The organism is Nonomuraea typhae (assembly GCF_009760925.1).
Lineage (GTDB): Bacteria > Actinomycetota > Actinomycetes > Streptosporangiales > Streptosporangiaceae > Nonomuraea > Nonomuraea typhae.
Genome location: NZ_VRLV01000004.1, coordinates 70,643 through 95,064 on the forward strand (window position 1 = coordinate 70,643; position 24,422 = coordinate 95,064).

At 69.0% G+C, this 24,422-nt stretch carries 23 protein-coding genes; 19 read left to right on the top strand and 4 right to left on the bottom strand.

The genetic code is table 11. The features are described 5' to 3' along the window. The first annotated feature begins 254 nt into the window (after window positions 1–254). The 3 genes from FVE25_RS16210 to FVE25_RS16220 are packed head-to-tail and all read left to right on the top strand — an operon-like array spanning window position 255 to window position 3,309. The gene (locus tag FVE25_RS16210) at window positions 255–845 is read left to right on the top strand and encodes a TetR/AcrR family transcriptional regulator (protein WP_157247780.1); all 591 of its coding nucleotides are present in this window, start codon (window positions 255–257) and stop codon (window positions 843–845) included. Continuing rightward, on the top strand, window positions 842–1,597 hold the full coding sequence (locus tag FVE25_RS16215) for an ABC transporter ATP-binding protein (protein ID WP_157247781.1): 756 nt from the start codon (window positions 842–844) through the stop codon (window positions 1,595–1,597). Before FVE25_RS16210 ends, FVE25_RS16215 begins: the two co-directional genes overlap by 4 nt. Further along, complete coding sequence (locus tag FVE25_RS16220; protein ID WP_157247782.1) at window positions 1,582–3,309, top strand: hypothetical protein; 1,728 nt, start codon at window positions 1,582–1,584, stop codon at window positions 3,307–3,309. Before FVE25_RS16215 ends, FVE25_RS16220 begins: the two co-directional genes overlap by 16 nt. Here the strand turns inward: FVE25_RS16220 and FVE25_RS16225 are convergent. After that, window positions 3,287–4,378, bottom strand: a complete 1,092-nt coding sequence (locus FVE25_RS16225; RefSeq protein WP_157247783.1) for a carboxylate-amine ligase — start codon at window positions 4,376–4,378, stop codon at window positions 3,287–3,289. The two genes, FVE25_RS16220 and FVE25_RS16225, sit on opposite strands and share 23 nt — an antisense overlap. 87 nt (window positions 4,379–4,465) lie before the next feature. Continuing rightward, window positions 4,466–8,998: an ATP-dependent helicase gene (locus FVE25_RS16230; RefSeq protein ID WP_157247784.1), complete on the bottom strand. Its 4,533-nt coding sequence runs from the start codon at window positions 8,996–8,998 to the stop codon at window positions 4,466–4,468. 51 nt (window positions 8,999–9,049) lie between these two features. On the opposite strand from FVE25_RS16230, the gene FVE25_RS16235 reads away from it, so the two are divergent. After that, window positions 9,050–9,538 (top strand): VOC family protein, encoded by a 489-nt coding sequence (locus FVE25_RS16235; protein ID WP_219825524.1) that lies wholly within the window; start codon window positions 9,050–9,052, stop codon window positions 9,536–9,538. A gap of 264 nt (window positions 9,539–9,802) precedes the next feature. After that, window positions 9,803–9,997 (top strand): DUF3046 domain-containing protein, encoded by a 195-nt coding sequence (locus tag FVE25_RS16240; RefSeq protein ID WP_157247786.1) that lies wholly within the window; start codon window positions 9,803–9,805, stop codon window positions 9,995–9,997. Here the strand turns inward: FVE25_RS16240 and FVE25_RS16245 are convergent. Continuing rightward, window positions 9,984–10,265, bottom strand: coding sequence for a hypothetical protein (locus FVE25_RS16245; RefSeq protein WP_157247787.1), 282 nt, complete (start codon window positions 10,263–10,265; stop codon window positions 9,984–9,986). The two genes, FVE25_RS16240 and FVE25_RS16245, sit on opposite strands and share 14 nt — an antisense overlap. 151 nt (window positions 10,266–10,416) lie before the next feature. On the opposite strand from FVE25_RS16245, the gene FVE25_RS16250 reads away from it, so the two are divergent. The 14 genes from FVE25_RS16250 (at window position 10,417) to FVE25_RS16315 (ending at window position 23,820) form a co-directional block, all read left to right on the top strand. Then, window positions 10,417–11,784, top strand: a complete 1,368-nt coding sequence (locus FVE25_RS16250; RefSeq protein WP_157247788.1) for an alkaline phosphatase PhoX — start codon at window positions 10,417–10,419, stop codon at window positions 11,782–11,784. 142 nt (window positions 11,785–11,926) lie between these two features. Beyond that, window positions 11,927–13,042, top strand: coding sequence for a recombinase RecA (gene recA, locus FVE25_RS16255; RefSeq protein WP_157247789.1), 1,116 nt, complete (start codon window positions 11,927–11,929; stop codon window positions 13,040–13,042). Window positions 13,043–13,767: 725 nt separating this feature from the next. Continuing rightward, entirely contained in the window at window positions 13,768–14,577 is an 810-nt protein-coding gene (recX, locus tag FVE25_RS16260) for a recombination regulator RecX (protein WP_157248347.1), read from the top strand. Between the two features lie 844 nt (window positions 14,578–15,421). Further along, window positions 15,422–16,255, top strand: coding sequence for a hypothetical protein (locus tag FVE25_RS16265; RefSeq protein ID WP_157247790.1), 834 nt, complete (start codon window positions 15,422–15,424; stop codon window positions 16,253–16,255). Between the two features lie 141 nt (window positions 16,256–16,396). Further along, complete coding sequence (locus FVE25_RS16270) at window positions 16,397–16,675, top strand: hypothetical protein (RefSeq protein ID WP_157247791.1); 279 nt, start codon at window positions 16,397–16,399, stop codon at window positions 16,673–16,675. After that, window positions 16,665–16,952, top strand: coding sequence for a hypothetical protein (locus tag FVE25_RS16275; RefSeq protein WP_157247792.1), 288 nt, complete (start codon window positions 16,665–16,667; stop codon window positions 16,950–16,952). Before FVE25_RS16270 ends, FVE25_RS16275 begins: the two co-directional genes overlap by 11 nt. A gap of 87 nt (window positions 16,953–17,039) precedes the next feature. Further along, the gene (locus tag FVE25_RS16280) at window positions 17,040–18,620 is read left to right on the top strand and encodes a phage terminase large subunit family protein (protein WP_246267095.1); all 1,581 of its coding nucleotides are present in this window, start codon (window positions 17,040–17,042) and stop codon (window positions 18,618–18,620) included. Window positions 18,621–18,692: 72 nt separating this feature from the next. After that, a complete protein-coding gene (locus tag FVE25_RS16285) occupies window positions 18,693–19,109 on the top strand; it encodes a hypothetical protein (protein ID WP_157247793.1) in 417 nt (138 codons plus the stop codon). 123 nt (window positions 19,110–19,232) lie between these two features. Further along, window positions 19,233–20,942, top strand: a complete 1,710-nt coding sequence (locus FVE25_RS16290) for a phage portal protein (protein ID WP_157247794.1) — start codon at window positions 19,233–19,235, stop codon at window positions 20,940–20,942. 11 nt (window positions 20,943–20,953) lie between these two features. Then, the gene (locus FVE25_RS16295; protein ID WP_157247795.1) at window positions 20,954–21,715 is read left to right on the top strand and encodes a hypothetical protein; all 762 of its coding nucleotides are present in this window, start codon (window positions 20,954–20,956) and stop codon (window positions 21,713–21,715) included. A 13-nt stretch (window positions 21,716–21,728) separates the two neighbouring features. Beyond that, window positions 21,729–22,757: a N4-gp56 family major capsid protein gene (locus tag FVE25_RS16300; RefSeq protein WP_246267096.1), complete on the top strand. Its 1,029-nt coding sequence runs from the start codon at window positions 21,729–21,731 to the stop codon at window positions 22,755–22,757. 84 nt (window positions 22,758–22,841) lie between these two features. After that, the gene (locus tag FVE25_RS16305) at window positions 22,842–23,168 is read left to right on the top strand and encodes a hypothetical protein (protein WP_157247796.1); all 327 of its coding nucleotides are present in this window, start codon (window positions 22,842–22,844) and stop codon (window positions 23,166–23,168) included. Then, window positions 23,156–23,401: a hypothetical protein gene (locus FVE25_RS16310; RefSeq protein WP_157247797.1), complete on the top strand. Its 246-nt coding sequence runs from the start codon at window positions 23,156–23,158 to the stop codon at window positions 23,399–23,401. The genes FVE25_RS16305 and FVE25_RS16310 overlap by 13 nt, the downstream gene beginning before the upstream one ends. After that, complete coding sequence (locus tag FVE25_RS16315) at window positions 23,401–23,820, top strand: phage tail fiber protein (protein ID WP_157247798.1); 420 nt, start codon at window positions 23,401–23,403, stop codon at window positions 23,818–23,820. The genes FVE25_RS16310 and FVE25_RS16315 overlap by 1 nt, the downstream gene beginning before the upstream one ends. A 77-nt stretch (window positions 23,821–23,897) precedes the next feature. On the opposite strand, the gene FVE25_RS16320 is transcribed toward FVE25_RS16315, so the two are convergent. After that, on the bottom strand, window positions 23,898–24,338 hold the full coding sequence (locus FVE25_RS16320; protein WP_157247799.1) for a hypothetical protein: 441 nt from the start codon (window positions 24,336–24,338) through the stop codon (window positions 23,898–23,900). Between the last annotated feature and the right edge of the window lie 84 nt (window positions 24,339–24,422).

Below are 24,422 nucleotides of genomic sequence, written 5' to 3' on the forward strand. Positions count from 1 at the left end.
CGCCCGCCTCCCCACAGACCCACCACCTCCTTCCGGGCTTACGCCCTCCCAGTCCTGCGCCTCCCGGGCCCGCCCCTTCCTAGGGCCGTCCCTGCTGGGCTGTGTCCTCTTGGGGCCCCTCTCTCGGGTCACTTTCTCCCCGGGCCAACCTCCGTGCCGGACCCCGCCCCCACCCCCCGCGCGAACCCCCCGCTGGTCAAGGGGGTATTTGAAGCCGTGTTGCAAATTTTGAATGACCGTTTAAACTTCTACCCGTGACGCCAGAAAGCCGAACGTTCATTGAAGAAGCCAGGCGAGCCCAGATCATCACCTGCGCCATCGACGCCCTGGCCACGCTCGGCTTCCGGAACGCCTCCATGACCCAGATCGCCAAACTGGCCAAGATCACCCCAGGCGTCATCTCCTACCACTTCGGCAGCAAGGACGAGCTGATCAAGGCCGTGGTCGGGCACGTGGTGGAGCTGGCCACCGGCCTGATGGTCCCGCGGATCATGGCCCAGACCACCGCCGCCACCGCGCTGGCCGCCTACATCGAGTCCAACCTCGACTTCATGCGCGTGCACCGCAAACCCCTGCTGGCCCTCGTGGAGATCATCGTCGCCGACCGCGACGGTCCGTACTCCGGCCAGCAGGAGTCCGCGCTGGAAGACCTGGAGAACGTCCTCACGTGGGGCCAGGAGAACGGCGAGTTCCGCGACTTCGACCGCCGCGCCATGGCCATCGCCATCCGCGGCGCCATCGACGCCGTCCCCACCTACCTGATCAGCAATCCCGACTACGACCTCGGCCACCTGGCCACTGAACTCATCAGCACCTTCGAACTAGCGACCAGGAGACCGGCATGACCCCCGCGCTGGACATCGACGGCCTGGCCAAGCGCTTCGGCGACACCCTCGCCGTGGACCACATCACGCTGGCCGTACCCCAGGGATCCTTCTACGGCCTGGTAGGCCAGAACGGCGCAGGCAAGACCACGGCCCTGTCCATGGCGGTCGGGCTTCTGCGCCCCGACGCGGGCCGTGCGGCCGTGTTCGGCAAGGACGTCTGGCACGATCCCGGACAGGCCAAGGCGCTGGTCGGCGTGCTGCCCGACGGCCTGGCCATGCCCGAGCGGCTCACCGGGCGCGAGGTGCTCACCTATCTCGGGCTGCTGCGCGGCCTGGACAAGGACGTGGTCAGGGCGCGGGCCGAGGAGCTGCTGGCCGTACTCGAACTCGACCGGGCGGAGAAGACGCTGGTCATCGAGTACTCCACCGGCATGCGCAAGAAGATCGGGCTGGCCGTCGCGCTGCTGCACGCGCCGCGGCTGCTGGTGCTGGACGAGCCGTTCGAGGCCGTGGACCCGGTCTCGGCGGCGACGATCAAGACCATTCTGCGGGGGTTCGTGGCCGGCGGCGGCTCGGTCGTGCTCTCCAGCCATGTGATGGCGCTGGTGGAGCAGCTGTGCGACCACGTCGCGGTGATCGACAAGGGCCGGGTGGCCGCCGCCGGGCCGTTGGACGAGGTGCGCGGCGGCCAGTCGCTGGAGGACACCTTCGTCGAGCTGGTCGGCGACCAGGCCAACGGGATCAAGGAGCTGTCGTGGCTGTCGAGCTGACCATGGCCCGCATGAAGCTGGCCTTCCTGCGGCACTCCTTCCGCGGCGAGCGGGCCCAGACGGCCGGCACCGGCGCCGCGCTCGGCGTGATCCTCGCCGGTGGCATCGTCTACCTGGGCTTCCAGAGCCCCGGCCTGCTCGCCGCCGGGTACGCCGTGTGGATGCTCGGCTGGATCCTCGGCCCCGTCTTCATGGGCGGCGGCGACGAGACGCTGCGCCCCGAGTACTTCACCCTCATCGGCCTGCCGCCGCGCCGCCTGGCCTCCGGCCTGCTCGTCGGCGCCTTCGTCGGCCTGGCGCCGCTGGTCAGCCTCGCCGCGCTGACCGGTCTCGTGGTGCTGGGGGTACGGCTCGGCCCGGCCAACGCCCTGGTCGCGGTGCCCGCGGCGGTGCTGCAGGTGGCCGTGTTCGTGCTGGTGTCCAAGGTGTCCGTGGGCCTGGTCGGCCTGGCGTTGCGCACCCGGCTTGGGGCCATCGGCTCCGGCCTGCTCAACGGCGCCATCCTGGCGGGGCTCGGGCAGATCTGGGTGTTCTTCTGGGCCTTCGGGCAGACGGGCGTGCCCTCGGCGGTGTGGTATCTGCCGTCGGGGTGGGGCGTGCTGGCCGTCCAGGGACACTGGTGGGCGCTGGCCGCGCTGGCCGTGCTCGTGGCGCTCCTGCTCGGCGCGTGGGCGGCCCTGCTCAACCGGCGGGCCGGCGCCGTACGCCCCTCCACCAGGGGACGCCGCCCGTTCACCGCCGCGAGCGCCCGCGGCGCGATCGTCGCCAAGGAGCTGCGGACCTGGTCGCGCGACCTCGTCCGCAGCCACCAGACCACCTTCGCCCTGTCCTATGCCATCTGCTTCGCCGCCAGCCCGCTCCTCCTCGGCTGGAACGGCCTGCTGCCCTACGCCGGCCCGATCTTCGTCGTCATGGCCGCCGCCATGGCCGCCAACCTCTACGGCACCGACGGCACCGCGCTCTGGCTCACGCTCATGACCCCGGGCGCCGGCGACGTGCGCGGCCGCCAGCTCGCCTGGTTCGCCGCGCAGGCGCCCGTGGCGATCGTCGTCACGGTGGCGTTCACCGCGATCACCGGCGGCCCTTGGCCCCTGGCGCTGGCCCTGCTCGCCGCCCTGCTCGGCGGCGGCGCCGGATTGGTGCCGCTGATCTCGGTGTACGCCCTCGTCCCCGGCACCGACCCGCACCGCCGCGCCGGCAACCCGCTGCGCACCAGCGAGGACGACAGCGGCCTCACCGGCCTGGCCTACCTCATGCTCGCCCTGGTCGCCCTCACGGGCGTGCCCGCCGCGCTCATCGCCTTCTGGTACGGCTGGGCCGGCCTGGCCGTCGGCATGCTGACCGGCGCTCTGTGCTACTGGGGCCTCGGCCGGCTGGCCGCACGCCGCCTGCGCGCCCGGGGGCCGGAGCTCCTCGACATCATGCGCACCGGCCGCAAGCCGCAGGCCGCCGCGCCCTCACGCCTCGACCGCCTGCCCGCATGGCAGCGCAACCTCGCCTGGTGGTGCCTCGGCTTCGGCGCGATCCCGCTGTTGCCCCAGGGCGTCGTGGCCGCGGTCTTCGTGGCCAACGACATGCTGCGCCACACCTGGTTTCTCGCCACGTACATGCCGCCGGGCCTGCGCTACCCGGTTGCCGGCGCCATGATCGCCCTCGGCCTCGGCATGTACGGAGTGGGCGTGTGGATCATCAAGCCACGGTCGCCTCGATGAGGTCGTCGACCACGCCTTCTAGGTCGTGCGCCCGGGCGTGAACGCTCCGTTGCCGGTTCGCCCCGGAGCCCCGGCGCAGCAGCCGGTCCAGCCCCTCCTCGACGAACGGCAGGTCACCGGCGTCGCCGACCGCCTGCCGTACGTGCCGGAGCAGCCGCCTGACCATCTCCGGAGCCGGCACGAGCTCGCCCGCCCGCAGGTCGAGGCAGCAGCCCGCGATGCCGTCGCGTGCCGCCCGCCAGTAGGCGGCGCGCATCACCTCCGTGCCGACCGGCAGCCCGCGGTCTCCGCGCGCGACCGCCTCCAGCGCCGTGAGCACCAGCCCGCGGATCAAACCGATGATCGTCAGGCTGTCGTTGATCTCGAGAGGCACGTCGGCGACGCGCACCTCGATCGTGGGCAGGATGGAGGACGGGCGGACGTCCCAGTAGATCGTCTTGGCGTCCATGAGCGCACCGGTCTCGGACAGAGCCCCGACGGCCCGCTCGTACTCCGCGAAACTCTCGAAGTACGGCGGAGCCCCCGAAACCGGCCACCGGCTCCAGCTGATCACCCGCCAGGAGGCGTAGCCGGTGTCCCGCCCGATGAAGAAGGGGGAGTTGGCGGCCAGCGCGATCAACACCGGCAACCAGGGGCGCAGATGGTTGCCGACGTAGACGGCCAGTTCCTCGTCCGGCACGTCCACGTGCACGTGTAAGGCGCAGATGCACAGCTCGTCCTGGAGAGCCCGATAGCGCACCTGCCCGTTCGCGTACCGAGGATGGTCGCTGAGCGGGATCGGTCCCTTGTCGCCCAGGACCGGCATCGCACTGGCGACCAGCGCCAGCCCGCACTCCTGTGCCGCCTTGGCCACCTCGGTCCGCGCCGCGCGCAGTCTCGCGCCCAGTTCGGAGAGGTCGGCCGACGGCGTCGTGCGCGCTTCGACTTGGAACCGGCTGACCTCCTGGGCGATGTTCTCACCCAGGACGTTCGTCGCTGCGGCCAGTACTTCCGCCGCCCGGGGAGCCACATGTCGTGTGTGGGGATCGACGATTAGGTACTCCTCCTCGATCCCGATGAGGGGAGTCACGGGTGGTTTATACCCTTTTCTTCCCTCGCGCGAACGCCACACCTCCGCTTCCGGCGCTCCAGGCCCCGGAAGCGGCTTCACGTGCGGTTAAGCGCGCAGGCGCAACCCCCTCGGGGTGGGATGGAAGCCCGCCGCCTCCAGGGCCGCCGCCAGCGGCGAGTCGTTGATGTGGCCGCCGTCGGCCCGCTCGACCGTCAGCTTGCCCAGCGCCCCGTCGCGCACCGCCAGCGCCAGCGCGTCCACCGCCGGCTGCAACCGGTCGTCGTCGGCGAACGACAGCAGCGTCTTGCCGCCACGCTCCACATACAGCACCAGATGCCCGTCGACCAGGACGACCAGGGCGCCCGCCTTGCGGCCCGGCTTGTGGGAGACCTCGCCGGGATGCGCCGGCCACGACAGCGCCGCGCCGTACGGATTGGCCGGATCGGCGGCGGCCAGCACCACCGCGCGGCGGGCCTGCGCCCGCTCCCCGGTATCGGTGTCGGGGGACATCGCGCGCATCCGGTCGACCGCGCCCGGCAGCGCGAACTGGGCGCCGCCCAAGCCCTCCACGAAGTAGCCGCGGCGGCATCGGCCGCTCTCCTCGTAGGCGCGCAGCACCTGGTAGATCGGGGTGAAGCCGCCGGGCAGGCGCTCGGAGGTGACCGCGCCCCTGGTGACCACGCCGTGGCGTTCGAGCATCACCTCGGCCTGAGCCTGCGCCCGCTGGGCCGGTTGGTCGGCGGGGGAGGGCAGCAGCCACCAGCGCCCGCCCACCGTGGGCGGGCCGCTGCGCGAGGGCAGCACCGCGCGCCGCCGCCGGGTCGTCGCCGGGCGGTGCGCCGGGCGGCCGGTGCCCAGCGTGGCGCGCAGCGGGGCCAGGGTGTCGCCGGAGATCCGGCCCGACCACACCAGGTCCCACAGGGCCGCCGACAGGACGGCGTCGTCCTGCGCGCCCAGCCGGTCGGACAGGCCGCGGAAGAACAGCGCGCCGCCACCGGCCAGCACGTCGAGGATCTGCTCGTGCAGCGGCGTCAGGGTGATCTCGGCGGGGTCGGGCAGCAGGAGCGGGGCGGTGTCGGCGAAGTACAGCCCGACCCAGCCGTCGCCGCCCGGCAGCGAACCATGACCGGCCCACAGCACCTCGCCCGCGGCGGTCAGCTCGTCGAGCAGCGCCGGATGGTAGCCGGGGACCCGGGCCGGCAACACCAGCGTCTCCAGCGCCGAGGCCGGGACCACGGCGCCCTGGAGCTGGTCGAGCGCCCCCACGAGGGCGTCCATGGCCCGCCCGGCGCCGCCCGCCGTGCCCCCTGAACCGGCGGTCCCCGCCGAGCCGGTGATGCCGTGCCAGGCGGGCAGGAAGCGGGCCAGCGCCTCCGGGGCGACCGGCTCGACCTCCTTGCGCAGCCGGGCCAGCGACCGGCGGCGCAGCATCCTGAGCACCCCGGCGTCACACCACTCCTCGCCACGCCCGCCGGGGCGGAACTCGCCGCTGACCACCCGGCCGGTCACCGCCAGCCGCCGCAGCGCGTCGGTGACCACGGCCACGCCCAGGCCGAAGCGGGCGGCAGCCGTACCGGCGTGGAAGGGGCCACGCGTGCGGGCGTGCCTCGCCACGAGGTCGGCCAGCGGGTCGGCGACCGGCTCCAGGAACGCGTGCGGGACGCCGACCGGCAGCGGCGCGCCCAGCGCGTCGCGCACCCGCGCCGCGTCCTCGATCGCGACCCAGCGCTCCTGCCCGGCGATCCGCACCGCCAGCGCCCGGCGCGCGGCGGCCAGCTCCGCCAGCCAGGCCGGGTCGCCGCCGCGCACGCTGACGTCCTCGGCCGCCAGCGGCCCGTGGGAGCGCAGCAGGTCGGCGAGGTCCTCCCGGTCGCGCAGCGCACGATCGAGCCTGGCCAGCTCGCGCTCGGTGTCGGCGATCACGTCGGGGTCGAGCAGCTCCCGCAGGTCGGCCTGGCCGAGCAGCTCGGCCAGGAGCGAGGTGTCCAGGGCCAGCGCCTGGGCACGCCGCTCGGCCAGCGGGGCGTCGCCTTCGTACATGAACGCGCCGATGTAGTGGAACAGCAGCGAGGCGGCGAACGGCGAGGCCTGCGAGGTCTCGACCTCCACCACGCGCACCTTCCTGGCGGCGATGTCCCGCATGAGCGCCACCAGCCCCGGCACGTCGAAGACGTCCTGCAGGCACTCGCGCATCGTCTCCAGCACGATCGGGAACGAGGCGTACTGCCCGGCCACGCCCAGCAGGTGCGCGGCCCGCTGCCGCTGCTGCCACAGCGGGCTGCGCTTGCCCGGCACCCGTTTGGGCAGCAGCAGCGCCCGGCCCGCGCACTCGCGGAAGCGGGAGGCGAACAACGCCGAGCCGCCCAGCTCCTCGGTGACGATCTGCTCGATCTCCTCGGCGTCGAAGGCGGCCACGTCGGTGGGCGGCTCGGCCAGCGTGTCGGGGATGCGCAGCACGATGCCGTCGTCGGAGTGGACCGCCTGCACGTCGATGCCGTAGCGCTCGCGCAGCCGCCGGTTGATCGCCAGCGCCCACGGGGCGTGCACCCGCGCGCCGTAGGGCGAGTGGATCACCACCCGCCAGTCGCCCAGCTCGTCGTGGAAGCGCTCGACCAGCAGTGTGCGGTCGTCGGGGACGTACCCGGTGGCCTCGCGCTGCTCCTTCAGATAGGACAGCAGGTTGCCCGCGGCGAAGGAGTCGAGCCCGGCGGCGCGCATGCGCTCCTCCCCGGGCTCGCGCAGGAACGCGCCGATGGCCCGCCCCAGCTCGGCCGGGCGGCCCATCGTGTCGCCGTGCCAGAACGGCAGCTTGCCCGGCTGCCCCGGCGCGGGGGAGACCAGCACCCGGTCGGCCGTGATGTCCTCGATGCGCCAGGAGGTCGCGCCCAGCACGAACACGTCGCCGACGCGCGACTCGTACACCATCTCCTCATCCAGCTCGCCCACCCGGGACGCCTTCTCGCCTACGAGGAAGACGCCGAACAGCCCGCGGTCGGGGATCGTGCCGCCGTTGGTCACCGCCAGCCGCTGCGCTCCGGGCCGCCCCTGCAGGGTGCCGGTCACGCGGTCCCACACGATGCGCGGGCGCAGCTCGGCGAACTCCTCGCTCGGGTAACGCCCGGCGAGCATGTCGAGCACCGCCTCCAGCGCCGTGCGCGGCAGCGTCTGGTACGGCGCGGCCCGCCGTACCAGGGCCTCGAGGTCGTCGACCGTCCACTCGTCGAGCGCCGTCATCGCCACGATCTGCTGGGCCAGCACGTCGAGGGGGTTGCGCGGATAACGCATCTCCTCGATCTGGCCCGCCTTCATCCGCTCGGCTACGACCGCGGTCTGCACCAGGTCGCCGCGGTACTTGGGGAAGATCACACCCTTGGAGACCGCCCCCACCTGGTGCCCGGCGCGGCCGATGCGCTGCAGCCCGCTGGCCACGCTCGGCGGCGCCTCCACGCAGGCGACCAGGTCGACGGCGCCCATGTCGATGCCCAGCTCCAGGCTGGAGGTGGCGACCACCGCGGGCAGCCTGCCCGACTTGAGCGCCTCCTCGATCTGGGCCCGCTCCTCCTTGGAGACCGAGCCGTGGTGCGCCCTGACGATCTCAGGGACCGCGCCCTTGCTCGCCCCCGCCTGGGCCATCAGCTGCGCGGGCATGTCGAAGCCCGTCAGGTCGAGCGCCTCCGGGCCGTTGTCGCGCTCGTAGGCCAGCTCGTTGAGCCGGGTGCACAGGCGCTCGGCCAGCCGCCGCGAGTTGGCGAAGACGATCGTCGAACTGTGGGCCCCGATCAGGTCGAACAGTTTGTCCTCGACGTGCGGCCAGATCGAGCGGCTGACCGGCTCGGCGAAGTCGCCCGCGGGCTCGGCCGGGCGCCCGTCCATCTCCGTCATGTCCTCGACGGGGACGACGACCTCGACCTCGATCCGCTTGTCGGCGGGCGGCTGCACCACGGTCGCCGGGCGGGCGCCGCCCAGGAACGCGGCCACCTCGCTCACCGGCCGCACCGTGGCCGACAGCCCGATCCGCTGCGCCGGCCGTTCGAGCAGGGCGTCGAGGCGTTCGAGGCTCAGCGCCAGGTGCGCGCCGCGCTTGGTGGCCGCCACCGCGTGCACCTCGTCGACGATCACCGTCTCGACCGCGCTCAGCGCCTCGCGCGCCTGGCTGGTCAGCAGCAGGAACAACGACTCCGGCGTGGTGATGAGGATGTCGGACGGCCTGGCCGCGAACCTGCGCCGGTCTTCGGCGGGCGTGTCGCCCGACCGGATCGAGACCGAGATCTCCGGCACCGGCAGGCCCAGCCGCCGCGCGGTCTGCTTCATGCCCGCGAGCGGGGCGCGCAGGTTACGCTCGACGTCCACGGCCAGCGCCTTCAGCGGCGAGACGTAGAGCACCTTGGTGCCCTTGCCCGGCTCGGCCCGGGCGGCCAGCCGATCCAGGGACCACAGGAAGGCGGCCAGCGTCTTGCCCGACCCGGTCGGGGCCACGACGAGCGTGTTGTCGCCACGCGCGATCGACTCCCACGCGCCCTCCTGGGCGGCGGTGGGCGCGACGAAGGCGCCGGTGAACCATTGGCTGGTCAGCGGGCTGAAATGGGCAAGAGCACTCACCTTGCCATAGTGCCTCGCGGCACCGACAGAAAATCGCATTGTGGCGACCGGAGGTGGTTGAGCGACGCGCGAACGGACATACCAGCGACTGTGACCATCGACCACGCGGCCAACCAGGCACGACGGGAGCGGATCAAGGAGGTCTTCCTCTTACCGCACCGGCCTTCGAGCAGCGCCCGCGGGCTGCACCACGTCGCCCTCATCTCCACGGACGCGGAGCGGACGATCCGTTTCTACCAGGATCTCCTGGAGTTCCCGCTCACGGAGATCGTCGAGAACCGTGACTTCCCGGGTTCCAGCCACTTCTTCTTCGACGTCGGCAACGGCAACCTGCTGGCCTTCTTCGATTTCCCCGGCCTCGACCTCGGGCCGTACCGGGAGGTGCTCGGCGGCCTGCACCACATCGCGATCTCGGTGGACCCCGCCACGTGGGAGCGGCTGCGGGGCAAGCTGGAGATGGCCGGCGTGCCGCACCAGATCGAGAGCGGCGCCTCCATTTACTTCAAAGACCCCGACGGCGCCAGGCTGGAGCTGCTCGCCGACCATCTGGGGGAGATGTACGGCTCGCGCGTTCTGTGATGCCGGGTGAACCCGTGTCTAGCGACGTGAGGCCCGGCGGGTCCTCGGGCGGCCCGCGCGGGGCGCCTGGCGGATGCCCGCATGCCGTTCGGAACGCTCGACCTTCTCCTGCTTGACGGTGACGCGGACCACTACCAGGACATGACGTCGTTTTGCGCGATTGGCCCTTACCTTGGCTGACGTGGGGGGCTTCGTAGACGAAGACTTGGAGGCCTTTGGCATGCGGGTGTCTTACCCACGCGTTAACGGGTCGATACTTGGTACATGCGCCTGACCGAATTCTGGAGAAGGATGCGCGTGCACTTCGGCGACGCGTACGCCGACTCGTGGGCTCGCGACTACGTGCTCGCGCCGCTCGGCGGGCGCACGGTCGTGCAGGCGCTGGCCGACGGCGAGAGCGCCAAGTCCGTCTGGCGGGCGGTCTGCCAGGTGGAGAACGTCTCCTCTAAACTCCACTGACGTTCTCGGCCGAGAGCGTCTCCTTGAGCGACCTGGCCGTCTGCGCCAGGTCTTCGGCGCTGCCCTGGCCGCCGGGCGACCACAGGAACATCCAGCCGCGGTAGGCGGGCGTGGCGAAGATGATGGTCTGTCTGCCGGTCCGCGGATGCCAGGCCCACAGCACCGGATCGTCGCCGCCGACCATGCGACCCACCAGCCCGTGATCGGGCAGCAGCTCGGCCAGAGCCTCCAGATGGGTGCGCCGTTCCCCGGTGTACGTGCTCGCCACGTCGCCGCCCTTCGACCGTTGTCCTCAGGATCTCCCCAGCTCACGGGGCATGGCAACAGACCCGGCGCAATGCCCGGGAATGTCCTTTGGGTTCAGGTGCGTGACACCCACCGGTCGCCGGACGGACACTGGCGACGAGGAGGGTGCGACCATGGCAACCATTGACAGACGCCGCTTCTTACGCGCCGCGGCACTCGGCGCAGCCGCCGGCGGACCCCTCGCAGCCCTGTCCGTCCGCACCGCGGACGCCGCCACGATGGTGAAGCGTCCGTTCAGCGTCGACTACGGCCCCCTGAGCCCGGTCCGCGACCGGACCACCGGCCTCGAACTGCTCAAACTCCCCCGAGGCTTCTCCTACGTCTCCCACGGCTGGACCGGCGACCGCATGACCGACGGCCGCCCCACCCCCGCCCTGCACGACGGCATGGCCACCTTCCGCCCGCGATGGGGCTTCAGGTACGGCGGGCCGCACACGACCGTCCTGGTCCGCAACCACGAGGTCGGCGACCTGAACGGCGCCTACCTCGACCCCCACTACGACCCCCAGGCCGGGGGCGGCACCACCAACCTCGTCTTCGACACCCGCAAGGGCGCCTGGCTAGCCTCCTGGGCCTCCCTGTCGGGAACCGTGCGCAACTGCGCCGGAGGACCCACCCCGTGGGGCAGCTGGCTGTCGTGCGAGGAGACCACGCTGGTCAACGGCGAGGTCCGGCACGGGTACATCTTCGAGGTCCCCCACGACGGGATCTCGGCGGCCACGCCGTACAAGGAGATGGGGCGCTTCTCCCACGAGGCGGTCGCCGTGGACCCGCGCACCGGCTACGTCTACGAGACCGAGGACGCCACGCCCAGCGGGCTCTACCGCTTCCGCCCCAAGGTCCGCGGCGAGCTGGGCAAGGGCGGCACGCTGGAGATGCTCACGATCGGCGACTCCCCCTACACCACGTACGCGGACGGAACCGGGACGGTCTATCCCAAGATCGGCTGGGTCGTCGTGGACAACCCGGACCCGGGCCCCGGGGAGACCTCCACGGTGCGGCAGGGCATCGCCAAGGGCGGCGCCTCCTTCCGCAGGCTCGAAGGCGCCTGGTACCACCGGCAGAAGGTATACATCGTCAGCACCAGCGGCGGGCCCACCGGCCAGGGGCAGGTGTTCGAATACGACCTGCGGCGCGACCGGATGAAGGTGCTGTTCGCCTCGCCCGACGCCGCCGTGCTGAACAACCCCGACAACATCTGCGTCAGCCCCCGCGGCGGCATCGTCCTGTGCGAGGACGGCAGCGGCGCGGAGTTCCTGCACGGGCTCACGACGGACGGCGAGATCTTCCCGTTCGCCGAGAACAACGTGGTGATCCCCGACGGCGGCGTGCCGGGCAAGAGCGTGGCGCCGGGGGACTACCGGGGCTCGGAGTGGTGCGGATCCACCTTCGACGCCGGTGGGAACTGGCTGTTCGCCAACATCCAGACGCCGGGGATCACCTTCGCGATCACCGGGCCCTGGAGGCGTGGGTCGTTGTAGCGTGTTCGGTCCCTGATCGAACAGTCGTTCGGCTACTATGAACACGCCGGACCGCGACTTCGTGGCGACGGCGGGAAATTGTCGGTGGCAGCCCGTAGCTTGCTCTCGACCGACCGGACCACGACCCTTCAGGGGAGTTCCCATGGCTATCAACGACCGCGAGAAGGCCCTTGAGACTGCCCTCGCGCAAATCGAGCGGCAGTTCGGCAAGGGCACCGTCATGCGCCTGGGCGACGACGCCCGCGCGCCGATCGAGGTGATCCCCACCGGGTCGATCGCGCTCGACGTGGCGCTGGGCATCGGCGGCCTTCCCCGCGGCCGGATCGTCGAGGTCTACGGCCCCGAATCCTCGGGCAAGACCACCGTCGCCCTCCACGTCGTGGCCAACGCCCAGCGCGCGGGCGGCATCGCCGCCTTCATCGACGCCGAGCACGCCCTCGACCCCGAGTACGCCAAGAAGCTCGGCGTCGACACCGACGCCCTCCTGGTGTCCCAGCCGGACACCGGCGAGCAGGCGCTCGAGATCGCCGACATGCTCATCAGGTCGGGCGCCGTCGACATCATCGTCATCGACTCCGTGGCCGCCCTCGTGCCCAAGGCCGAGATCGAGGGCGAGATGGGCGACAGCCACGTGGGCCTGCAGGCCCGCCTGATGTCCCAGGCCCTGCGCAAGGTCGCCGGCGCCCTCAACAGCACCGGCACCACCGCCATCTTCATCAACCAACTGCGCGAGAAGATCGGCGTCATGTTCGGCTCGCCCGAGACCACGACCGGTGGCAAGGCGCTGAAGTTCTACGCCTCCGTCCGCCTCGACATCCGCCGCATCGAAACCCTGAAGGACGGCACCGAGGCGGTCGGCAACCGCACCCGCGTCAAGGTCGTGAAGAACAAGATGGCCCCGCCGTTCCGCGTGGCCGACTTCGACATCCTGTACGGCGTGGGCGTCTCGCGCGAGGGCGGCCTGATCGACATGGGTGTCGAGCACGGCTTCGTCCGCAAGTCCGGCGCCTGGTACACCTACGAGGGCGACCAGCTCGGCCAGGGCAAGGAAAACGCGCGCAACTTCCTGAAGAACCACCCCGACATGGCCAACGAGCTCGAGAAGAAGATCAAGGACAAGCTGGGCGTGGGCCCCCGCCTCGACGCCCCGGCCGACGCCCCTCCGGCTCCCGCCGCAGCAGGGGCCGGAGCCGCCCCCGCCCCTGCCGCCGCCGGGCGGGGCGCCAAGGCGGCCACGCCGAAGCCGGGTGACGTCTGATCGGTCGGCACGTGAACGACAAGGACGAAGCGGCACAGGCGTCTCACCCCCACGACTGGGGCGCCTGGCCGGACGTCCCCACCACCGAACCGGCCCGCCGCCGCAGGGGCTCCGGTGGTGGGGGTTCCTCTGGCCGCGGGGGTTCTGCCGCTGACGGTTACGGGGGTTCCCCGGGAGACGGGGGTTCCGCTGCTCGTGAGGGTTCCCCCGGTTACCGGAGTTCCTCCGCCCGTGGGGGTTCCGCCGCGCGCGGAAGCCGGTCTGCGGGCCAGGGCAACTCCGCGGGCTTGGGTAACTCTGCGGGCCCGGAGCAGGGCGCGGGTGGGTGGCCGTCGTCGCTGGACGAGGTCCGCGCCGCTCGCCGCCGTTTCTCGGGCGACGATGACCCGGTTCCCCGGCGGGGGGACGAGGATTCAGCTCCCCGGCAGGAGCCCGAGGAGCCCTGGAAGGAGCCGGAGGCGTCTGCTCCCTGGATGACGTGGGGGCCTGACGACACGCCTTCGCCGGGCGGCTTCGAGATGCCCGGGGTTCCTGGAGACGGGGCGCTTGGGGACGGATCGCCGGGCGGCCCCGCTGGTGGTGGGTTCTTCGATGCGTTGGACGAGGACGACACCGGCCGCGGCCGCCGACGTGGGACCCAGCGCGGACGCCGTAAGGCACGATCCACCCGCGACGCGGACACCGATCGCGACAGGGGCGTCCAGGACACCGGTCCTGACGCCGGCATGGATGGCCAGGACACCGGCTCCGCCCTTGGCGTCGGCGGCCCGGGCAGTTGGGGTCTGGGCGGCCAGGACCGGAACGACCGCGACGGCGGCGTAGGCGGTTGGGGCGCGGGTGGCGCAGGCGGCCAGAGTGGGCGTGACGACGGCGTAGGCGGTTGGGATGCCGGCGGCGCGGATGGCCGGGGCACGGGTGGCCGCGGTGGGCGGGGGAAGGGACGGCGGGGTAGAGGGTCCGGTAGGGGGACGCGATTTCGGGCGGATAGTGGCCGGCTGCCTGAGGGGCCGGACCAGGGCTCCGGCGCGGCCTCGTCCCCTCCGGCCGACCCGGAGTCGGTGGCCCGCAACATCTGCCTGCGCCTGCTGACCATGGCCCCCAAAACCCGAGCCCAACTGGCCGAGGCCCTCAGGAAGAGGGAGGTTCCGGAGGAGGCGGCCAACGCCGTACTCGACCGGTTCACCGAGCTTGGGCTGATCAACGACGAGGCGTTCGCCGAGGCGTGGGTCGACTCCCGCCATCACGGCCGCGGCCTGGCCCGTCGCGCCCTGGCCGCCGAACTCCGCCATCGCGGCGTCGACAACGACACCGTGAACGATGCCGTCGAACGCCTCGACTCCGACCAGGAAGCCGAGATGGCCCGCCAACTGGTGGACCGCAAACTACGCTCCACCCGCGGCCTCGACCCTCAGGCCCGTACCCGCCGCCTCGCCGGCATGCTGGCCCGCAAGGGCTACTCCGGCGGCCTCGCCTTCCGCGTGATCCGGGAAGCCCTAGAACAGGAGGGCATCGACCTGGAAGAGGACCACCCCTAGCCCCTCACCCGGTGCGGCGTGCGCAGAGTTCCCGCTGCCCCTTCACCACGGCCCTGCCCGTCCCACGCGGCCTCCGTCCCACGCGGCCTCCGTCCTGCCCGGCTTCCGTCCTGTGCGGCTTCTGTCCTGTGCGGCTTCTGTCCTGTGCGGCTTCTGTCCTGTGCGGCTTCTGTCCTGTGCGGCTTCTGTCCTGTGCGGTATTGGTCCTGCGTCGCATTGGTTCTGCCGAGGAGGTCACACGGGGGAGCGACGGCCGCGCCGCGCGGGTGGAGGCCGTGGCCGGGCCACCGGGTCGTCCGTTCCCGGCCGCACGAGGGCGAGCACGCGGCCCCGACCCCCTGAGTCAGGCTCAGCGGACAACGATGGCCAGGTGTGTCCCGGAGGGGCCAGGTGGGATGGTTCTGGGGAGCGCGTGGCGTAGTCGTGACCGAAGGGTGTGGACCGGGATGGGGGGATGAAAGCGGGGCTGGGGCCCAAAAGCGGGTGTTGGGCGGGATATCCGGCTGAATTGGAGCCTGGTCGGTAAGACACGCTTGATGAGTCGTTTGCTTGCTCGTCTTCTCCCGAGCGCCTAAGAAAGCCCTTGAGGTTCATGCTTCTACCAGGGCATTCCTTGATCATCCAGCGATATGGCGATCGTCTTGGGTAGAAATTCTGGTAGAGGACCAGAATATCGCCTGATACATGGGTGCGTAAGGGTGTTTGGCGGTCAATAGCGATGCGAGGGACCTATTCGCCAAAAATGCAGCTCGTGTGATCTCATCTGTCCCACAACACAACGAGGCCCCGACGGCGCAGCCACGCAGTCAGGGCCTCTGGGAACAGAGAGAGCTGGAGACTCCCAATGTCCTCAAACAACGATAGTGGTCTGACCTCGACCAAGGTCACCCGAACTATCCAGGCGGGCACGATGCTGGCCGCCCTCTGCGTGGCCGGACTGTCCCTCGGCGACCAGAGCCAACTGGCCGCCTCTGTCGGGTGGAACGGCATGGGTGGCGCCCAGGCGTACCTGCTCCCAGGCGGCGTCATTCTTCTGGAAGCCGTCACCCTCGTGGTCTGGAGCGTCGCCCAGGACCGCAAGACGCGGAACAAGGCGTTCTGGTTCTCCGTCCTGGCAACCCTCGTGAGCTACAGCCTCAACGTCATCTGGAACCGAATCCACAACGGGTACGCCGAGCAGACGGAAGCCCTCGTCTGGTACCTCAGCGCGGTTCCGAGCATCGCCTTCGTAGCTGCCATGAAGGTCGGAAGCCTTCTCGTGAGCCGGAAGCCCAGCCCCCATGCGTCTGCTTCCGACGAAGCGGCGACTTCCGCGCTTCCGACCGACAGGAGCACGCCGCTTCCGGAGCCGGAAGCATCGGAAGAAGCTCACCTTCCGGACCTTCCGCCCCAGGTTCCGGCTCTTCCGGAGCCTGAGGAACCGATCATCCGGCCAGTCCCGGCGAACCTGTGGGACCTCCCTCGCCGAACGGTGATGCTGTGCCTGAGGGAGATCGCCGAGCGCCGATTGAAGGATCCCGAGGACGATCTAGAGGGCATGACCGGACCGTGGCTCAAGGCCACGTACGGATCCCCCAGTGAGCGCTCCTGGACTGCGGCCAAACGTGAGGCGCTGGAGTTGTGGACCAAAGACACCGATGGGTGCCTGGAACTGCTCGGCGCAAAGCTGAGCGCATAGGGTGAGTCGAAGGTCTCGGGGGAGCGGCTCCCGGGGCCTTCGGTCTCCCTGGGATAGCGGACCTCTATTCTCGTAAAGCTCGACTCGCACTTCGGCTTTCTGGTACAGTCCTGGTCGCCAACCCGTACCGAAGGAACTGAAGTGACCGAGGATTCTGTAAGGCAAGTCCAGCTCGACGTGCCGCTCAGCCAGTACACAGACAAGCGACTGAGGATTGCACTCCGCACGCACCCGCGAGCGGGCGAGCGGGTCGAGATCCGCGAGTGGGTCCAGATGGTCGACGATGCGGGGGAGACCTTCTGGCGGGCCGGGCACGGGATCAACATCCCGCCCGCCCTCCTAGAGCAGACCATCCAGGCGCTTCAGGAGATCAGGGACACCTTCGAGCTGACTACCCCGGACGTCACCGATGGCCAGTGAGAAGAAGGACATCATCGAGATCCGATGCCGGTCGTGCCAGGGGTTCATCGGCTACGCCGACGCCAACCGCAGGGTGTACTGCTCGATCTGGTGCATGGAGGATCCGACGTGGATCTACAGCAGGGAAGACCGCGACTCGGCGATCACCTACATGTACGACGTAGTCGGCCTGCCGCCGTCTGAATGCGGCGAGCCATTCGGGCTGACACGCCAAGCCGTCAACGACATCCTCGTGAAGCGAGGCTCCATTGCACAGACCAAGCGCGCGAAGGACTAGCCGGCCAGTCCAATCGCGGCCCGCCACATTACAAAGTGGCGGGCCTTTTTTCTTACCCTCGAAATAGGACTAATGAGGGTATGAATTGTGACATTGACGGCCGATGATGACCTGCTCGACTACGAACTGCTGGATGAGACGGAGACCGAGCGCCAGGCGCGCGAGGACACCGAGGTTCGGCTGGATGAAATCTCGCAGGCGAACGTCGACCTCATTGTCGACAAGACCATGGTCGTGGTCGACGAGCTAAGCGGGCATCCGCTCTACGAATATCAGAAGCCTTTCGCCCGCCGATTCGTCGAGTCCCTCGTCATCGGTGATGGCGCCACCTTGACCGCGCTCTTCTCCCGGCAGAGTGGGAAAAGTGAGACCGTGGCCAACGTCATTGCGGCCGTGATGATCCTCTTCCCCGTGCTGTCCAGGATCTTCCCCGAGCTCATGGGCAAATTTCGGGAGGGTGTCTGGGTCGGTGCCTTCGCTCCGGTGGATGATCAGGCGGACAACCTGTACGCCCGCATCGTCTCCCGCCTGACCAGTGACCGCGCCATGGAACTCATGACCGACCCGGACATCGACGACTCCGTCCGGGCCAAGGGCCGCACGCTGACCCTGCGCTCCGGCTCCCTCGTGCGCAAGCAGACCTGCCACCCTCGCGCGATCATTGAGGGCCGCACCTACCACGTCATCCTGATCGACGAGTGTCAGGGTGCCGACGAGAGAGTCGTCAACAAGAGCATTGGCCCGATGGGTGCCTCGACTAACGCCACCATGGTCTTCACCGGAACGCCTTCCTACGAGAAGGGTGTCTTCTACCGCACGATCCAGCTCAACAAGCGCCAGGCCACCAAGCGAGGCTCTCGCCAGAACCATTTCGAGGCCGACTGGAAGGCCGCCGCCAAGGCCAATCCGCACTATGGCCGGTTCGTGAAGAAGGAACTGCTGAGAATCGGCGAGGACAGCGACGAGTTCAAGCTGTCGTACAGGTTGATGTGGCTGCTGGCTCAGGGCATGTTCACCACGGCCGAGGTCATCTCCAGCCTCGGCGACAAGAGCATGGAGATCGTGAAGGACTGGTATCGCAGCCCGATCCTGGTGGGCATCGACCCAGCCCGAAAGCAGGACTCCACCATCGCCACGGCCGTGTGGGTCGACTGGGCCAACCCGGACGAGTTCGGCTTCTACAACCACCGGATCTTGAACTGGCTCGACCTGTCCGGCATGAACTGGGAGGAACAATACTTCCGGTTGGTGGAATGGATGAGCCACTACTACGTCTACAAGGTGGGCGTGGACAGCGGGGGTGTCGGCGATGCGGTCGCCCAGCGCCTCCAGGTCCTGATGCCAGGCGTGGAGGTCGTCCCGCTCGGCAGCCAGCGGCCCGACCAGTCCAAGCGCTGGAAGCACCTGTCCCAGCTCCTCGACAGGCACCGGATCGCCTGGCCAGCGCACGCCAAGACCCGCCGGTTGCGCACCTACCGCCGCTTCGCGCAGCAGATGGAAGACCTCCAACTCGTCTACACCGGCCCGTACATGCTCGCCGAGGCTCCCAACGAAGCCGACGCCCACGACGACTACCCGGACTCCCTGGCGATGGCCTGCATCCTGGCCTCTGACGACAACCAAATGCCCGAGATCGAGGTCGGCAATAACCCGTTCTTTCGCCGCTGAATTACAAACCGGACAGCCATTCTTCCTACTCTGGGAATGTCGCTAATTTCCATGGAAGCGAGCATTTCCCACATGGCAGATCCCATCGAGACCTCCCCTCTCGCGCCGTCCCCGCAGTACCCGGAGCGCATCACCCCGGTCTACGAGCGCAAGGCGGGAGTCAACGGTGTCCGGCGCGGCCCCCTCCGCTTCGAGGAGGGCGTGGCAACTGACACCGACGTCCCCAACGACTTCCAGGTCGGCATCATGCAGGGCTACGTCACCGCCCCGGGCCGCCCGAACCACAACCGCAACGTCTACGTGAAGGCGCCGGCCGAGACCCTGAAGCAGCGCGCTCACGTCGGCTCCAGCTCCTGGATCGAGGCGCCCACCTTCCTGGGTGAGTTCGCGCACGGCTCCTACGGAGACCACGGCCATATCGAATACGAGCAGGTGACTCGATACGGCGGCCACTACACCCGCCGTAACGGTGCCGCGGTGAACGACTGATGCGCCCGCGTCGCATATAGCAACTCCGCATTACAAAGCGAAAGTGCGCCCTTCATACGCTGAAAAGCGAAATGTTGGGCGCGCTTTTCTTTGCGCTGGAGATGTTAGAGGTCTCGCGAGTCCGTGTCGGCTATTGCGTTCTACCCACCGGCACAACGCGCCGCGGGCTCAGACCTTGCCATCTCCATCTCGCCGCTCGGCCTTGTCGAGTTGGCCGACGAAGAATTTGAAGTCCACGGCCCTCGGCTGAACCGGTACGCCCTCAACTGGGCCTTCTATCTGGGCCATCACCACGCGTACCGGCGCGAGGCGGGGGAGACCCAGCACACCTCGAACTATGTGCGGGCCCTGACCGACTTCGTCGCGAACTTCACCTTCTCCCGCGGCGTCACGTTCTCCTCGGCCAAGCAGTACGCCCACATCGTCCCGGCCCTGCTGAACCGAGTCTGGGAGACCGACAACGACAAGCCCAAGGTCCTGCGCGAAATGGCGCAGCAAGGCGGCGTGTCCGGCGACTGCTTCGTCAAGGTGGCATACGACCCGGCCTACGTCGACCCGGCCGGCAACACGCACCCCGGCCGCGTCCGGGTCCTTCCCCTGAACTCCTCGTTCGTGTTCCCCGAGTGGCACCCCCACGACCGGGAGCGCATGATCCGCTGCAAGATCAAGTACAAGTTCTGGACGACCTCGCAAGAGGGCACCCGCCAGGTCATGACGTACACCGAGATCGTCACCGCCGACCGCATCGAGGAATACGTCAACGACGACTTGATCGACAGCCGCGCCAACCCGCTCGGCTGCATCCCGATCGTCCACGTGCCCAACGTCGATGTCTCCGGCTCGCCCTGGGGTCTGGCCGACTGCCAGGACGTTGTCCCGCTGAACAGGACCTACAACGAGGTCGCCACCCAGGTCGCGGACATCATCGCCTACCACGCCGAGCCGGTCACGATCATCACCGGGGCCAAGGCGTCCAACCTCGAAAAGGGCGCCAAGAAAGTCTGGGGCGGCCTGCCCAAGGACGCGAGCGTCTTCAACCTCGAAAACGGCGTCAACCTGGCGGGCCCCATGGAGTTCCTGGAACTCCTGAAGCGCACCATGCACGAAATGACCGGCGTCCCCGAGACGGCCCTCGGCCAAATCCAGCCGATCTCCAACACCTCCGGCGTGGCCCTGGCCATTCAGTACCAGCCGATGATGAACCGCTACAACGCCAAGAAGGTCAACTACACCGCAGGGCTGCGGCGGATCAACGAACTCGTGTTGCGGACGCTTTTCGTCTTCGAGCCGGAAACGCGCTTCTACGACCCGGCCACCGACGGCATCATCCAGGACGACCAGCCGTACATCATCGACCCGGCAGACCCCCTGGTGTACCGCACGACCGTCGACTGGCCGCCCCCGCTGCCTGTCGACGCATTGATCAAGCTCAATGAGATTCAGACCAAGATGGCGCTCGGCTTGGAAAGCAAGCGCGGAGCGCTTAAGGACTTGGGCGTCGAATTCCCCGACGAGAAAATCCAGGAGATTTTCGAGGAATTGGTGCTCGACGCCAAGGAGCAGGGTGCGCTCGACATGCTAAACGCGCATATTGCCTCTGCTATCGTTCAAATGACTGGGATGAATCCCGATGGTTCGCCTCAGGAAAACTCAACCCCGCTACAAGGCAGTACTAATTCGGAATCCGCGGGCCCTGTGCCGATGCCACCGGTGAATAAAGAACTCGCCGGGCTCATCGGCTCTCAGGAAAACAACCTCATCAACGAACTGGTGACACAGGCGTACGGCACCAAATTGCCGCAGCGCCGAAATCCGGACGCAGATGACGCCTAGGAGACGAGTTAGTGCCCGAGATTGACCCGACGACCGCTGCACCCGCTACCGCGGCCCCGCCGCCCGCGAGCGGTGACCACTTCACCGCCGCCGACATCGAAAAGGCCCGCGAGCAGGAGAAGGCCAAGCTGTACGGCCGCATCTCCAAGCAGGACGAGAAGCTGTCCACGCTCCAGGCCCAGCTCGAAGACGTCCTCGCCGAGCGCAAGGCCGCAGCCGAGCAGGCCACCCAGCTCCAGGCCGAGCGGGAGGACGCCGAACGCAAGGCGCGCGAGGAGGAGATGTCCGTACGGCAGCTCCTCCAGACCAAGGAGCAGGAGTGGAACGACCGCTTCGCGCAGATCGAGCGCGAGCGGGAAACCGAACGAGCGGCCCTGGAGAAGGACCGCCAGTTCGCCGAGCTCCAGGGCTTCGTGCAGCGCCGCGTCCGCGAGGAGAGCGAGGCTGGCACCATCGCCCCCGAGCTCGTCGACCTGATCTCCGGCAACACCCCGGATGAGGTCGAAGCCAGCATCACCCTGCTGCGGGACAAGACCAACAGCATCGTTGCCAACATGCAGGCCGCCACCTCGGCCGTGGCGCCCCCGCCTGCTCCTCGCGGCGTATCCCCGGCGGGCTACGCCGCTACCGGCCCCCTGGACATGGACTCCGTAACCAAGACGATCACACCCGAAGAGCTCAGGGCCATGCCGATGTCCGAATACGCCAAGCTCCGGCCCGCCTTGATCGGCCGCGCGGCAGCCCCCAACGCCTCTCACGGCCTCTTCGGTTAAGGAAACCTAGCAAGTGCCCTCTGCAATCACCGGTACCCCCAACCTCGCGACCGTCGCTGGCGGTAACGGCACCGTCGCCACGCCCGGGGCGTACTACCAGTCCGGTAGTGGCCTGTCCCCGGCCATCCAGGGCGTCTGGTCGAAGGAGATCCTCTTCGCGGCCATGCCGATCCTCCGGTATGAGCAGTTCGCGATCAAGAAGACTGAGCTCGGTGTCACGCCCGGTTTGACGATCAACTTCATGCGCTACAACCAGCTCCCGGATGCCAAGCAGCTCACTGAAGGCGTCCGCATGGAGACCTACGCGCTGTCGGCCTCCCAGTACAGCATCACCGTGGCCGAGCACGGCATGGCCGTGGCCGTATCCGAGCTCCTGCTCAACGCCAGCTTCGACGACGTGATGGCCTCGGCATCGCGGCTGCTGGGCCGCAACATGGCCCTCTACCTCGACTCCCAGGCCCGCGACACCCTGCTCCAGACGCCGAACCTGCTGCTGGGCTACAACAAGCTCTCGGCGCCGTCCGCTCCGGCCACGAGCATCTCCCCGTACGACCTCGGCTCCGCCGCGGCCAACCCGGACCTGCTGGCCAAGGGCGGCTACCACTTCACGACCGCCCTGGTGAAGGACGCCGTCGAGAAGCTCGCCACTGCCAATGTGCCGCGCCTGGGCGAGACCTACGTCGCGTTCGTTCACCCGCACCAGTCCCGCAAGCTCCGGGATGACCCGAGCTGGATCGAGATGACGAAGTACGCCTCCCCGGGCAACTTCGCGCTCGGCGAGATCGGCCGCATCGACGACGTCGTCTTCATCGAGACCACTCAGGTCAAGAACCGGGCGCTGACGGTCGGCGCGGACACCGCCCAGACCTATTCCTCGACGATCATCGGGGACAATGCGTTCGGCCATGCGATCAGCCTGCCCGTCGAGCTCCGCGACGGCGGCGTGCTCGACCACGGCCGCGAGCATTCCATCGCATGGTACTCGATCTGGGGCCTCGGCCTGATCACCAAGGAAGCCGTCATCGAGCTTCGCACCAACTAATGCCGGACCGCTCGGGCGCCCCTCGCCTGGCGTCCGAGCGATCTGGGTGTCGTCATCCCCCAATGCAATCGGAGCTATTTCATCGTGGCTGTAAGTCGCAAGTCACCCACCGATCTGACCGGCCGCAAGGCTGCCGAACTGGCCGAGGAACGCGCCGAGGAGCTCAAGGCCCGGGCCGGTGAAATCACCACCCTGACCGGGATCCCTCAGGAGGTCGACGACGAGGAGATCGTCGTGGCCGATGCGGTCGAGGTCGACGTGCCCACGCGCAAGATCCGGGTCCTGGAGGACCTGGAGGACATCTGCGTTGGTGTCGGCACCAGCTACACCTTCCTGCGCGGAAAGACCTACACCGTCCCGGCCCACGTGGCAGCCCACCTGGAGGAGAAGGGCTACACGTGGCTCAACTGATCGCCGAGGTCGGCAAGCTCTACCGGCTGGTCGACGACTTCGGGGTCGGGCCGGGCTCGCTCCCGGCTGGCGCCGAAGTGGTGGTGACCGGCATTTACCCCCCAGGCACGCCCGGCATCGGCCTGTCGGAGGAGGACACCGTCCTGGCCGACTACACCAGGGCCGATGACTCGGTGCAGACCATCGCGGTGGGCGTCACTGAGTTCGAGCAGCGTTTCGTGGCGGTGAGCTGATGCCCGGCGGACCCACGGCGCTCGGCGCGCAACTCCAGCTCGACTACATCACCGGACGGGCACTCGGCTACACGGCTGCGCGCAACGTCTACCTGGCCCTGCTGACCTCCGCGCCGCTGGACAACGCGGGCCTGTCCTCACTGCCGGAGGTGACGACCGCAGGCTACTCGCGTCAGCAGATCACCTGGACCCCGGCGACACTGGCCAAGCCCTCCCAGTCGAGCAACGCGGGCGTGGTCACCTTCGGCCCGGTCTCGGCGGACATGTCGACCCCGGTGACGCACGCAGCGCTGGTCACCCCCCAGGTGGGCACCACGGGCGACGTGCTCTACACCTGGGCGCTGGATGTGAGCCAGCAGGCTGTCAACGGACAGGCGCTGCAAATCGCCATCGGCAAGCTGACCATGTCGCAGTCCTAGCTCCGGCGTCGCTACCCGGGGATGCCAAGACCCCCGAGCCCATGGCCGGCTCGGGGGTCTTGGCTCAGTGACGCAGCTCAACGCCAAGTGTCCGGTCGGCGCCACACGTCATAGAAGACGAAGCGGACGATGCTCCAGCCGTGCCGGATGATCAGGAACGCCGCACCGCCGAGCAGCGCGACGCCGAAGGCGGGCGCCAGGATGCGCTCGACGATCCACTCCCCGGTATCGCGCAGGGCCACCATCAGCAAGATGAGCACCACCCCGATGGCACCGGCCGCGCCCAGGCGCAGCCGCCAGATCCGGGAGGCGTCCATGTAAGGCGCCATGCGCTGCTCGAGCGGCTTGGGGAACATCACCGGCGTCCCGTCAGCGTGGCGCAGGACCTCGCCGGTCTCGGGGTCGGTGACGGGGATGAACTCCGGATTGCGGGCGGCGTCGTGGAGGGTCTGCCAGCGGGCGAGGTCTTCGGGGTCGCCGCCGGAGGGATAGGTGTAAGGGTCGTAGCGCTTGTCCACGTGGTCTCTTTCTCGTGCGCCCGTTGATCGCGGATCTTAGCCGTACGAACTAGCCGATACCAGTTTGAACACCCCGAATCGGAA